This window comes from Mucilaginibacter sp. UYP27 (assembly GCF_040547175.1).
Classification (GTDB): Bacteria; Bacteroidota; Bacteroidia; order Sphingobacteriales; family Sphingobacteriaceae; genus Mucilaginibacter.
This window is the reverse complement of the sequence record NZ_JBEPPE010000001.1, coordinates 96,338-110,463: the sequence shown is the minus strand read 5'-3', so window position 1 is coordinate 110,463 and position 14,126 is coordinate 96,338. Positions and strand designations below refer to the sequence as shown.

Genomic DNA, 14,126 nt, shown 5'->3' with positions numbered 1-14,126 from the left:
CATTGAAATCTGCACATCTTCTAAAACGCTTCGCCTAACCCCACATAAACCCCGCTTTGCCTGCTTTCGCCGGGGCGTTTTTCGCCAACACCGTAATCTACGCGGATGCTGAGGCCTTTTTGCACATCAAAAAAGTAACGCAGGCCGCCACCGTAATTCGGCTTTAGCTGGTTCAGGTTAAAATCTTTGTTAAATACTTCTCCGCCGCCTATAAAGCCTACAATGCCGAAACGCTCAGTCATGCGGTAACGCAGTTCGGTTTGGCCTGCCAACAGGTTACGGTCGCGGAAACGGCCGTTGTAATAGCCACGCATCATTTCATCGCTGCCTAAAGCAGGCAGCAGGTAAAATGGCGATTGGCTGCCCGTCATGTTCTGGCTTTGCACGTCAACCCCTAAAACAAACTTTTTGCTTAAGGCAAAGAAATGCGTAACCTCTATATTTAAAAAACCGCCGCTATAACCGCAATTGCCACCCACTCCGTTCATGATGTTTAAATAACTGGTTAGCGTACCGCCGCTTGTGGTATAGGTGTTGTTGTTGCGGCTATCTAATGTAAAGCTTGGGCCAAAGTAAAGTATAGTACCCCCGTTTTTACCTTCGATGGTAGGGTCTGTAGCGAAAATGCCGCCGGGCTGCTGGTCGTGAAAGCGGTAGTCGTAACCACCGGCCACTAATCCCACATAAATATAATCGCCTATCTTTTTCTCCCCTGTAAGAGTAACGCGGACGCGTTTCTGGCCAAGGCGGTCAGCGTCGGCTTTGTCAGTATTATTGCCTATTCCGTAAAAATCGAACGGGAAATTGATGTACCCAATTGCCCCGGTAAAATGGTAATTGTTGTTAGGTGCCCAGTAGCTGCTGCTTAGATTTACGCGGCTTTGCCCCTTAGTGGTCAATGTGGCATATGCAAAAATGTTAGATACACGGGTGTTCTTGCTTATAGTATCGGTATAAAAAGAATACAGGGCCGAGCCACCTCCTTCCAATCCTGTTTCGGGTGCCGAACTGATAACCGGTAGCAACACAAAGCTGCCGCGTTTGCTGGTATCTTTCTCAAAATACATTCTGCGGATGAATTTTGGCAGGATCTTTACCTGCGCGAAAGCGGGTATTATAGCTACGGAAAGTATAAAAATGAGGATAAGTTTTTTCATGGGCTGTAGTGCCGCAAAGGTAATTTTAAAGCACTTGTTTTGTAGAATGTGTAATTTAAAATTCTGATGTGCGCAAAATACCTACTTTTGCAAAATAATAACAGGAAATAATATGAGCACAGCAAGAGGCCCTATATCTCAATTTATAGAGAAAAACTACCTGCATTTTAATGCAGCGGCATTAATGGATGCAGCAAAAGGTTATGAAACGCATTTAACCGAAGGCGGCAAAATGATGGTGACCATTGCGGGTGCCATGAGCACTGCAGAACTGGGCATTTCCCTTGCCGAGATGATCCGCGAGGGTAAAATTGATATTATATCATGTACAGGTGCTAACCTGGAAGAGGATATCATGAACCTGGTAGCGCACTCGCACTACAAACGCGTGCCAAACTACCGTGACCTTAGCCCGCAGGATGAGTGGGACCTGTTAGAGAACCACTACAACCGTGTTACCGATACCTGTATCCCCGAGGAAGAAGCGTTCCGCCGATTACAGAAACATATTTACAAGATTTGGAAAGATGCAGATACCGCCGGAGAACGCTATTTTCCGCATGAGTTTATGTACAAAATTTTGCTGAGCGGAGAGTTGGAACAATACTATGAGATTGATCCTAAAAATTCGTGGATGCTTGCAGCTGCCGAAAGGAACCTGCCTATTGTTGTGCCAGGTTGGGAAGATAGCACCATGGGCAACATCTTTGCATCGTACGTTATAAAAGGGGAAGTGAAAGCGACCACCATGAAAAGCGGGATCGAATATATGGCATGGCTTGCCGATTGGTACCCTAAAAACTCGGGTGGAAAGGGCGTCGGCTTTTTCCAGATAGGTGGTGGTATTGCCGGCGATTTCCCTATTTGTGTAGTGCCGATGCTTTATCAGGATATGGAGATGACCGACATCCCTTTTTGGAGCTATTTTTGCCAGGTGAGCGATTCTACAACATCATATGGCTCGTACTCAGGCGCGGTACCAAACGAAAAAATTACCTGGGGTAAACTGGACATCAACACCCCTAAATTTATTGTAGAAAGCGACGCTACAATTGTTGTTCCGTTGATTTTTGCATGGATTTTAAAACAATAATTTTTGCTGATAATTGACAAGGCCCTTTGGATACCCAAAAGGCCTTGTCTGTTTTCGCAGATGTAACATTAGCAACTAATGGTTGATGTTGTTATTAGAATTCAAAATTTAATATAGTTTTACTGCGGTAATGATTTACTCGTCAATAATTACTTGGATTATAAAACAATAAATAGGTTTTCAAAGTATCTTTTTAATAATCCTTTTCGTCAGCTACTGTCCACAATTTGTAAAAACAGCCTTAATGGTTATTTAAAGGCGTTTTATCGATAATTTAGAACGATTATAAATTAGATTTTGGTGTCATTATATTGTCAGCGATACAGCAATAAATTATACTTTTGTGCCTGAAAAAGTGGGTAAATCAAACACCTCTACGTCAGTTTAACACTTATATATAAAAATTATTTAGCATAAATACCTTTTATGAGAAATATCTCATTGATTTTTAAACAGTTTTCAAGGTCGGTTTTACTCGTTGCCGGTTTGGTTGTTGTAGGCTTAACAGCCCACGCGCAAGCAGACGCAGCAAAAGGTGAAGCTATATTTAAGGCCAAATGTACAGCGTGCCACAAAATAGATACGCGTATGACCGGCCCGGCCTTAGGTCCGCAGCTTACATCAGAAACCGATGATGCTTATTTAACCAAATGGATCCAGAACAACCAGGCATTAATTGCTGCAAAAAACCCTAAGGCCGTTAAGATATTTAACGAGTTTAACCAGGCGGGCATGACAGTTTTTGCTGAGTTAAGCGATGCTGATGTTGGTAATGTTATTACCTACATCCGTGCCGATTGGAAAAAGATCCAGGCAGATCAAGCAGCAACTCCCAAAAAACCTGTCGACGAGGCAACCGGCCCGAGCGCTTTAGTTGTCTGGAGCTTGTTAGGTGTGATTGTTATCGCTTTCATTGTGATCCTTGTATTGAACAAAGTAATTGCAACGCTCGAGCGTTTGTTGCTTAACAAAAAAGGAATCTTCGAAGAAGAAGTTGTTGAAGAAGGAGAAAAAGCATCGGTAGATAAATTAGCTACGGTTAAAAAGCTTCTTAAAAACAAAAAACTTGTATTCTTTATAGTGCTTTGCGGTGTTGTTGGCTTAGGCAGCTTTAGCTGGGTAACCATGTGGAACACTAACGTACACCAGGGGTACCAACCGGTACAGCCTATCAAATACTCGCACGAGTTGCACGCAGGTGCCATGAAGATAGAGTGCCAGTACTGCCACACCGGTGCATTCAAATCTAAAAACGCTTCGATACCATCATTGAACGTTTGTATGAACTGTCACAAATCGGTTAAAACAGAATCGCCGGAGATACACAAAATTTACGATGCTTTGGGTTACGACCCTAACACCGCTAAATACGATAGCACTAAAGCTAAACCAATGCAGTGGGTACGTATTCACAACCTGCCTGACTTGGCTTACTTTAACCACTCGCAACACGTTAAGGTTGGCGCAATTAAATGCCAAACCTGCCACGGCCAGGTTCAGGAAATGAAGGAAGTATATCAATACTCTCCGCTCACCATGAAATGGTGTATCCAGTGTCACAAACGTACCGAGGTTAACGGTAAAGGCAATGCTTACTATGATAGCATACTTGCCGCCCATGATAAAATTAAAAAGGGCGAAAAGGTTACTGCAGCAGTGTTAGGCGGTATCGAGTGTGCTAAATGCCACTACTAATAATTATCAAGAACAGTACATTACAGTTTATATAACTATAAATGGATAGCAATAAAAAATACTGGAAAGGTTTAGAAGAACTGAACAAAACGCCAGAATTTGTTGAGAAAAATAAACACGAATTTGCCGAGCCAATTCCTATCGAAGAGGTTTTAAGCGGAGGTGGCCTTATGGGCAAAACCCCCCGCCGCGACTTTTTAAAGGCGTTAGGCTTTGGTGTGGGTGCGGTTACTTTAGCGGCTTGCCAAAAAGTACCTGTACACAAATCGATCCCTTACTTAATTAAACCGGAGGAGATAACCCCGGGTGTAGCCAATTACTACTCGTCAACATATGATGGTAGTGCGATATTGGTTAAAACCCGCGAAGGCCGCCCTATTAAGGTTGAAGGTAACCCTAACGATCTTTTATCAAAAGGTGGTTTAAGTGCGCAGGCACAGGCATCAGTGCTTGAGCTTTACGACACCAGCCGCGTTAAAGACCCTCAACTAAACGGTAACGACAGCAGCTGGTCTGAAATTGACGCTTTTGTAAAAAACAAACTTGCGGCAGTTGCGGCAAGTGGTAAAACCATTAGCATCGTATCATCAACTGTACACAGCCCGTCTACACAAGCGGTTATTGCCGAGTTCATCGCAAAATACCCTACTGCAAAACACGTACAGTACGATGCAGTATCCTATACAGGTATTATAAAAGCTAACCAAAACAGCTTTGGTAAAGCGGTATTACCTCATTACAATTTTGATAAGGCTGACATCATTGTAAGCTTCGCGGCAGATTTCCTTGGAACATGGATCTCCGGTGAGGAGTTTACCCGTCAGTACGTATCTAATCGTAACAACAAATCTCTCGAAGAGAAAAAGATGTCACGTCACATCCAGTTCGAGAGTGGTATGAGCCTTACGGGTACCAATGCCGATGTGCGTATCGCCATCAAACCATCTGAAGAAGGTGTTGCTTTGGTAAACCTGTATAATGCAATATCAGGCACAACCTTACCGGGTTCAAAAAAATTAACTACAGCTAACGCAGATAAAGCCATATTATTAGTAGCGGCAGAACTTAAAGCAGCAAAAGGTAAAGCCTTAGTTGTAGCTGGTTCTAACGATGTTGCGACACAGGTATTGGTAAATGCCATCAACTCTTTATTAGGCAGCTACGGCACTACTATCGATCTGGATAATCCGTCCCGCCAGTATGCCGGTAACGATGGTGCCATTGTTGATTTTATTACACAGGCAAAAGCAGGTGCAGTAGGCGCGGCATTATTCCTTGATGCTAACCCTGCTTACGATTACCACAGTGCGGCAGCAGTTGTTGACGCGTTGAAAAATGTTAGCCTTAAAGTTTCATTCTCTGATCATACAGACGAAACCGCAGCGCTTTGTACCATTATTGCACCAAACCACCACTACTTAGAGTCGTGGGGTGATGATAGTTCGGTAGAAGGTTACTACACTGTAATGCAGCCAACCATTAACCCGGTTAACAATACCCGCCAGGCCGAGCAAAGCCTTTTGGTATGGGCTGATAGCGCAACTAAAGATTATTACACATTTGTAAGGAATAACTGGAACACTAACTTATTAGCTAAAGGCGGTTTATCCGGCCAGGCAGGTTGGGAAACCTTATTACAAACAGGTTTAGTATTGGCAGCACCGGTTGCAGCCGGCTCATACACCTTTAATTATGACCTTAACGCGGTTGCACAAACCGTGTTAGGCCAAAGTGCTAAACTTGCCCAAGGCGGTAAAGTAGAATTACAGGTTTACCAAAACACAGCAATGCGCGATGGTAAAAAAGCAAACAACCCTTGGTTGCAAGAATTACCTGATCCGGTTTCTAAAGTTACCTGGGATAATTTTGCAGCGATGTCTCCATCAGATATTAAAACGATGGGCCTTGATGAGTTTGAAGTTGTTGAGATTACCGCTAAAGGATACACGGTAACATTGCCGGTATTATCACAACCGGGCCAGGCGCCGGGTACTGTATCTGTAGCTGTTGGTTACGGCCGCACAGCAGCAGGCCTTGTTGGTAACAACGTAGGTAAAAACGCTTATCCATTCCTTAGCTTCCTTAACGGTACGTTCCAAACAAACGCATCGGCAACGGTTAAAGCCACAGGCGATATATTCCCGCTTTCGCAAACACAAACGCACCACTCTTTTGAGGGCCGTAACGTTATCCGCGAAGCAACCTTTACCGAGTATAAGAAAGATGCCCGTGCAGGCAGCGGTAAAGAGGGTGAAGAAGAAAAGATGTTTGACCTTTGGGAAAACACAAATGAAGATCGTATCCACGCGCGCCCGGTTTACGACTGGGTTATGGCTATCGACTTAAATGCATGTACAGGTTGTGGCGCTTGCGTTGTAGCTTGTAGCGCAGAAAACAACATACCTGTTGTTGGTAAAGATGAAGTTGGCCGCCGCCGCGAAATGCACTGGATTCGTATTGACCGTTACTACAGCTTCGAGCAAAATGGCGACGCTAAGGTTGATGGCCGTTCAGGTAAAGTAACACAAGAGAAAGAAATAGATAAACTGGCCGACTTTAGCAACGTTACCGTTGTGCATCAGCCAATGCTTTGCCAGCACTGTGACCACGCACCTTGCGAAACAGTTTGTCCGGTTTTAGCTACTACGCACTCATCTGAAGGGTTAAACATGATGGCATACAACCGTTGTGTTGGTACACGTTACTGTGCAAATAACTGCCCGTACAAAGTGCGCCGCTTTAACTGGTTCAACTATTGGAACGATTCTCGTTTTGATAACTACTTAAACAACGAGCATACCCAATTAGTACTTAACCCTGATGTTACTACACGTTTCCGTGGGGTTATGGAAAAATGTTCGATGTGTGTACAACGTATCCAGGCAGGTAAATTACAGGCCAAAATAGAAAAACGCCCGCTTAGGGATGGCGAAGTTAAAGTTGCTTGTCAGCAAACTTGTTCTGCAAACGCTATCGTGTTTGGTAACAGGAACGATCCCAACTCTGAAGTTTCAAAAGCTTTGAAGAGCGAGCGTACGTACTACGTACTTGAAGAACTTAACGTAAAACCGGGTATTGGCTACCAGGTGAAAGTTAGGAACACCGGAACTGAATCATTGGCTTAATTTTTACATCGAGATATATAACAACATATGGCTCATCAACATGAATCAATAATCAGGGAACCGTTAATGACGGGCAAAGACATGACCTTTGCCAAGATCACTAATGACATTTTGTTCCCTGTGGAAAATAAACCCAACAAAGCGTGGTGGATCGGTTTTACCGTATCATCATTAGGCGCATTGTTATGGGTAGTGTCTATCAGCTATACCTTTTGGTTTGGTTTAGGCGCATGGGGACTTAACAAAACTGTAGGATGGGCCTGGGATATCACCGGTTTCGTATGGTGGGTAGGTATTGGCCACGCGGGTACACTAATCTCTGCGGTGCTATTGATCTTCCGTCAAAACTGGCGTAACTCCATTAACCGTTCTGCCGAAGCGATGACTATCTTCGCGGTAATTTGTGCCGCTACATACATTGTAGCACACATGGGCCGCCCCTGGTTAGCATACTTCACATTACCGCTGCCAAACCAGTATGGCTCACTTTGGGTAAACTGGAACTCGGCGCTGATGATGGACGTGTTCGCGATCTCAACTTACTTCTCGGTTTCATTATTGTTCTGGTACACAGGTTTATTGCCTGATATCGCTTCAATACGTGACCGTGCAACAGGCTTACGTAAACGCATCTATTCAATACTATCATTCGGTTGGACGGGCTCATTAAAAACCTGGCAGCGTTTCGAAACAGTATCATTGATACTTGCAGGTATCTCTACACCACTGGTACTATCGGTTCACACCATTGTATCGTTTGACTTTGCTACGTCATTAGAGCCGGGATGGCACACCACCATTTTCCCTCCATACTTCGTTGCGGGTGCTATCTTCTCTGGTTTCGCGATGGTGCAAACACTGTTGCTGGTAACCCGTAAAGTGTTAGGTTTAGAAAATTATATTACCATGTTCCACATCGAATCGATGAATAAGATCATCTTATTAACAGGTTCTATCGTGGGTGTGGCTTACATTACCGAGTTCTTCATCGCATGGTATTCTGGTGTCGAGTATGAGCAATATGCTTTCATAAACAGGGCAACCGGGCCATACTGGTGGGCTTACTGGAGCATGATGAGCTGTAACGTAATTTCTCCGCAGCTGTTCTGGTCAAAGTACTTACGTACAAATATTAAATTCTCCTGGTTCCTGTCGATCATCGTGAATATAGGTATGTGGTTCGAGCGTTTCGTAATTATCGTAACCTCGCTACACCGCGATTATATCCCGTCAAGCTGGGCTATGTTTTACCCAACCTGGGTTGACGTTAGCGTATTCATCGGTTCTATCGGGTTATTCTTTACCATGTTCCTGTTGTTTATAAGGGTGTTACCTTCAGTAGCAATTGCCGAGGTAAAACTATTGCTTAAAACATCGAGCGAGCAGGCTAAGAAAAAACTGATCGAAGAAGGCCACCTTGAGCCTGCTGAGGTTAAGTATTACAAGGAGTCGTTAACAAAGTTCGATAGTGTAGACATGGCTGATTACGAAAAAGTATAAAGATGAGCAAGACTAAAATGATATTAGGCCTTTTCGATGACCCGGATGATATGATGCAGGGCATTGATAACTTACAAAAGGCAAGCATCCCTATCTACGATATTTATACGCCGATGCCTATCCACGGTATAGAGGATAAAATGGGTGTTAAAGATTCAAGATTAGGTTACGCGGCATTTTGCTTTGGCTGCCTTGGCGCTACAGTAATTTTCAGCATGATCTATTATATGCTTGTGCACGATTGGCCTATGAACGTAGGTGGTAAACCAAGTTTTGCAATACCAAACTTTGTACCGTTTACATTTGAGTGGACCATCCTGTTTACCGCATTTGGTATGACGCTTACATTTTTTGCCGCAACACACCTGTTTCCGGGCCGCGCGCCACGTGTTATGGACCTGCGTGCAACGGATGACCGTTTTGTAATAGCTGTTGATGCTAAAGGAAACGTACCGCACGAGGATATAACCAATTTATTAAAACAAGCAGGAGCAGTAGAAGTAAAGCATAACGAAAGAAAATATGTTAGCTATGAATAAACTTAGAATATTGGGCACAACGGCTATGGTTATTGCTGCATCGATCGTTATTACATCGTGCAAGGATAAGCGTAGTACCGGTTGGGAGTACGCCCCCAATATGTACGAGCATAAGGCATTTGACCCGGACCAGGCCAATCCAAACTTTAAGGATGGCAAAACAGCGCAGTTACCGCCGGCAGGTACTATACCTTTAGGCTTTAAACGTTTTGATTATCCAAACACACGCGATGGTTATGATAAAGCAAGCCTTGAGGTTGCAAACCTTATCGCGAATACCCCGCAGCATTTGGCAGAAGGCAAAGCGTTTTTTACCACCTTTTGTTCGCCATGCCACGGTATCACCGGGCAGGGTGATGGTTTAGTTGTGCAGCACGGTTACCCGCCGCCGCCATCTTACTCAAAAGGCCAGTCGTCTCGTGGTGGTGCAATGAAAGATCTTACCGACGGTAAAATATATCACACTATCACTTATGGTGTTAATGCGATGGGTTCATACGCATCACAGGTTGCGCCCGAAGAACGCTGGAAGATTGTACTATATGTACACCATTTACAAACTTTATAAGATCAATTTTTAATGAAGACTCACAATAGTATAGAAGAACGTTTTCAATTTACCGGCACCCTAAAAACAGTAAGTTTAGTGGGGATTGTAATTGGCATATTAGCAGTTGCATTTGGCTTTGTAGCGGGCGACGTACAACACACTTATAGCAACCTGTTGCTAATGTCGTACTACTTTGTTTGTGTTTGTATTGCAGGTGTGTTCTTTTGTTCATACCAGTATGCTGCGCAAGCGGGCTGGTCGGCTTCCCTAATCAGGATCCCACAGGCATTTGCCAGGGTTTTACCTTTTGCAAGCCTTATTTTAATAGTAATTATAACTTTTGGCCTGTTAAACGACCATGAAGTTATTGAGCACGGTAGGAAAGAAATGGTACCATACCTGTATGCTCACTGGGCTACACATGGTTTGACCATTCCCGGCAGCGAAAATTACGATGCCATCATTGCGGGTAAAGCGCCATTTTTAACTATCAAGTTCTTCTACGGGATGCTTATTGTATTGTTAGGCGCTTACAGCTACTATGGCTGGGCTTTAACAAAAGCATCTGTTGACGAAGATACCGAAGGCGGCATGAGCAACTACGATAAAAGCTTTAAACTGGCTTGTACGTTCTTAGTGATCTTTGGTTTCACCTTCCCGATCTTTGCATTCGGTGTTATCATGTCGTTAGAGGCACACTGGTTCTCTACCATGTTTGGCTGGTACAACTTAGCAGCCATGCACGTAAGCGGGTTAGCTATTATGGCGCTGATCATGATCTACCTGCAAAAGAAAGGTTACATGCAGTGGTTACATGTAGATCATATGCACAGTATAGGTAAACTGATTTTCGGTTTCTCTATCTTTTGGACGTATGTATGGTTTGCACAGTTCTTCCTTACCTGGTATGCAAATATTCCGGAGGAGTCTGTGTATTTCTACAAAAGGTGGGAGCCCGAATATAAATTCTGGTTCTGGCTTAATATCGTCATGAACTTTTTAGCACCATTGTTACTGTTGATGTCTCGTGATGCTAAACGCGTAATGAGCCGTATGATGTGGACATGTTTGCTATTAGTTTGCGGCCACTGGTTAGATTACTACATCATGATTATGCCGGGTACGGTTGAAAAACCAGGTTTTGGTGTTGAGGAAATTGGTATATTTTTAGGTTTCGTAGGGTTGTTTACGTTCTCGGTATTAACTGCGTTAAGCAAGTTTGAATCACTTATACCTAAAAAACATCCGTTCCTGCAAGAGAGCCTGCATCATCACATATAATAATTGTTAAATTTGCAACCGGATACAGCAATTCAAATAACCAATAAAATGGGATTCAAAAATTTATTCAATTCTAAAAAAATACTTTCGCTTTTAGCTGTGTTTATGCTTTTGGGCACGAGCATGCTTTTTGCCCAGGGTACAGAATCAGCCGGCGCTACCGCTTCACCTGCAACTGATGCAGTTAAAGACAACGGTTTAGCAACTGCAGGTTACTACATCCTGCTTTTCCTTATCGTTTGTTTTATTATCGGGATAATTGGAAAGATACTTCGTGTGTTCGATCTAACCCAGCAGATCCAAAATAAAAAACCTATCAACTGGAACAATGTAATGGGCATTTGCTGCCTTGTGTTCCTTATTGCAGGCGCTTATGGTGCCTATTGGGAATTTACTGTACATGGCGCCATGATTTTACCGGGTGCGGCTTCAGAGCATGGTGTTAAGATAGACGAGATGTTCTGGACTACCACCGTGTTAACCATGATCGTATTTGTAGTTACCCAAATCTTGCTGTTCACGTTCCTTTTCAGATACCGTTACAATGCAAACCGCCGTGGCCATTTCCTGCCGCATAACAATACCATTGAAAAAGTTTGGACAATAGCACCAGCTATCGTGTTAACTATCCTGGTTATCTTCGGTTTCTTTACGTGGCAAAAAATCACAGATAATGTTGACGCTAAAGGCGAACCGGCTTCTATCAATGTTGATATTACCGGCCACCAGTTTGCATGGGAGTTACGTTACCCGGGTAAAGATGCCCGTTTAGGTAGAACTGACTATAAATTGGTTAGCGGTACAAATAAATTAGGGATCAACTTTAAAGATAAATTCTCTTACGATGATTTGCAGGCAGATACCATGTACTTGCCGGTACGTAAATCGGTTAGGTTAAACATACATGCGCAGGACGTTATCCACAGCGTTTATATGCCTCACTTCCGTGTACAATTGAACGCTGTACCGGGTTTACCAACCTTTTTTAAATTTAAACCAACCATTACAACTGCAGAGATGCGTATAAAATTAGATAAGCCTAATTTTGAATACGAAATACTTTGTAACAAGATTTGTGGTGGTGCCCATTATAACATGAAAAAAGTTGTACGTGTGGTTACAGAGGCTGAATACCAGGCATGGTTAAGCCAACAGAAACCGTATCTGACAGACGCGATTAAGAAAGATCTTAAATTTGCTGCAGAGAAAAAACAAGTACAATCAAACAGGTTAGCGTTAAACAATTAATACAAAAAGATTAGCGAGTATGTCAACATTAGCAGTTCACGATCACGGAGTAGCACATCACGAAGAGGATCACGGACACCATAAAGCAACTTTCCTGAATACCTACGTATTCAGTATGGATCACAAAATGATTGCCAAGCAATTCCTGATTACAGGTATTACGATGGCTTTCATCGCCATGATCCTTTCTGTCCTGTTCAGGATCCAATTAGCTTACCCTGAGAAAGCCTTCCCTTTAATGGAAACATTGTTAGGCCGTTTTGCGCCGGGTGGCCGTTTAGATTCTAACTTTTACCTCGCATTGGTAACCATACATGGTACCATCATGGTATTCTTTGTATTAACAGCAGGCTTGAGCGGTACTTTCGCCAACTTACTTATCCCATTGCAATTAGGTGTACGTGATATGGCATCTCCATTCATGAACATGTTATCATACTGGTTCTTCTTTATCGCCAGTGTTATCATGTTATCCTCATTCTTTATACAAAAAGGCCCTGCAAGCGGTGGCTGGACGATTTATCCGCCACTATCGGCACTGCCTAAGGCCATGCCGGGTTCAGGTTTGGGTATGACGCTGTGGCTGATCAGTATGACGTTGTTTATCGCGTCACAACTAATGGCGGGTATAAACTACGTGAGTACTATTCTTAACATGCGTACAAAAGGTATGGACCTTTGGAAAATGCCGTTATCTGTATGGGCATTATTCTTAACTGCTATCCTGGGTGTATTATCATTCCCTGTATTAGTAGCGGGCGTTGTACTATTGATATTTGACCGTAGCTTCGGTACCAGTTTCTACTTATCAGAAATTGTATTGAACAGTTCGCAGGTACAACCTTTTGAAGGTGGTAGCCCTATTTTGTTCCAGCATTTGTTCTGGTTCCTGGGCCACCCTGAGGTGTATATTGTAATTATGCCTGCGATGGGTATCTCATCAGAGGTCATGTCTGTAAACTCTCGTAAACCTATCTTTGGTTACCATGCGATGGTTTACTCACTAATAGGTATTACCGTATTATCTTTCATTGTATGGGGTCACCACATGTTTGTTACGGGTATGAACCCGTTCCTGGGTGGTGTGTTCATGATCACTACATTGATCATCGCGGTACCATCGGCAGTAAAAACATTTAACTGGCTTGCCACGCTATGGCGCGGTAACATCCGTTTTACATCGGCAATGTTGTTCGCTATTGGTATGGTGTCATTCTTTATCTCTGGTGGTTTAACAGGTATTTTCTTAGGTAACGCGGCACTGGACATCAACTTACATGACACATACTTCGTAGTAGCCCACTTCCACTTGGTAATGGGTTCGGCGGCTATATTTGGTATGCTTGCGGGTGTTTATCACTGGTTCCCTAAAATGTTTGGCCGTATGATGAACGAGCGTTTAGGTTACCTCCACTTTTGGTTAACCTTTATCGGCGCTTACCTTGTATTCTTCCCAATGCACTTTATGGGCTTGGATGGTGTGCCACGCCGTTACTACGCGTTCACGGAGTTTGAATCAATGAAACAATGGCTATCTGTAAACACATTTATCACCTGGGCGGCAATCATGTCGGCAGTGGCGCAGTTAGCCTTCTTGTTTAACTTTATACACTCTATTTTCTGGGGTAAGAAAGCAACACAAAACCCTTGGGAAGCAAATACCCTGGAGTGGACCACACCTGTCGAGCATTTACATGGTAACTGGCCGGGCGAGATCCCAACCGTTTACCGTTGGCCGTATGACTACAGCAAGCCAGGTGCTGAGCATGACTTTATACCACAAACAACCCCGCTTTCTGAAACAATGAGTTCTAACCTTCCGCACGACTTTGAAGATAACCCGATAGGTTTAGAGGAGCACACCAAATGGACAAGTACTCAAAAAAGCAACGAAGAAGTAAAATAATAATATACTGATCTGATCTTTTAGGGTACCTT

At 43.4% G+C, this 14,126-nt stretch carries 10 protein-coding genes; 9 read left to right on the top strand and 1 reads right to left on the bottom strand.

The window, feature by feature from the left end; translation table 11 throughout:
- Positions 1–20: 20 nt before the first annotated feature.
- Positions 21–1,157: a BamA/TamA family outer membrane protein gene (locus tag ABIB39_RS00395; RefSeq protein ID WP_354426610.1), complete on the bottom strand. Its 1,137-nt coding sequence runs from the start codon at positions 1,155–1,157 to the stop codon at positions 21–23.
- Between the two features lie 112 nt (positions 1,158–1,269).
- Here ABIB39_RS00395 and ABIB39_RS00390 point away from each other — a divergent pair, with 112 nt between their 5' ends.
- From ABIB39_RS00390 to ABIB39_RS00350, 9 genes are all read left to right on the top strand, one after another.
- Positions 1,270–2,250, top strand: a complete 981-nt coding sequence (locus ABIB39_RS00390) for a deoxyhypusine synthase family protein (protein WP_354426609.1) — start codon at positions 1,270–1,272, stop codon at positions 2,248–2,250.
- 426 nt (positions 2,251–2,676) lie between these two features.
- Positions 2,677–3,945, top strand: coding sequence for a c-type cytochrome (locus ABIB39_RS00385; RefSeq protein ID WP_354426608.1), 1,269 nt, complete (start codon positions 2,677–2,679; stop codon positions 3,943–3,945).
- 41 nt (positions 3,946–3,986) lie between these two features.
- The gene (locus ABIB39_RS00380) at positions 3,987–7,070 is read left to right on the top strand and encodes a TAT-variant-translocated molybdopterin oxidoreductase (RefSeq protein ID WP_354426607.1); all 3,084 of its coding nucleotides are present in this window, start codon (positions 3,987–3,989) and stop codon (positions 7,068–7,070) included.
- Between the two features lie 27 nt (positions 7,071–7,097).
- Positions 7,098–8,570, top strand: a complete 1,473-nt coding sequence (gene nrfD, locus ABIB39_RS00375) for an NrfD/PsrC family molybdoenzyme membrane anchor subunit (RefSeq protein WP_354426606.1) — start codon at positions 7,098–7,100, stop codon at positions 8,568–8,570.
- Positions 8,571–8,572: 2 nt separating this feature from the next.
- Positions 8,573–9,109 carry a DUF3341 domain-containing protein gene (locus tag ABIB39_RS00370; protein ID WP_354426605.1) on the top strand — a complete coding sequence of 179 codons (537 nt, stop codon included), beginning with the start codon at positions 8,573–8,575 and terminating at the stop codon, positions 9,107–9,109.
- Positions 9,102–9,677: a c-type cytochrome gene (locus ABIB39_RS00365; RefSeq protein WP_354426604.1), complete on the top strand. Its 576-nt coding sequence runs from the start codon at positions 9,102–9,104 to the stop codon at positions 9,675–9,677. The genes ABIB39_RS00370 and ABIB39_RS00365 overlap by 8 nt, the downstream gene beginning before the upstream one ends.
- Positions 9,678–9,689: 12 nt before the next feature.
- On the top strand, positions 9,690–10,940 hold the full coding sequence (locus tag ABIB39_RS00360; RefSeq protein ID WP_354426603.1) for a quinol:cytochrome C oxidoreductase: 1,251 nt from the start codon (positions 9,690–9,692) through the stop codon (positions 10,938–10,940).
- A 48-nt stretch (positions 10,941–10,988) separates the two neighbouring features.
- A complete protein-coding gene (locus ABIB39_RS00355) occupies positions 10,989–12,188 on the top strand; it encodes a cytochrome c oxidase subunit II (RefSeq protein ID WP_354426602.1) in 1,200 nt (399 codons plus the stop codon).
- A gap of 115 nt (positions 12,189–12,303) precedes the next feature.
- Entirely contained in the window at positions 12,304–14,094 is a 1,791-nt protein-coding gene (locus tag ABIB39_RS00350) for a cytochrome c oxidase subunit I (RefSeq protein ID WP_502916180.1), read from the top strand.
- Positions 14,095–14,126 lie beyond the last annotated feature (32 nt).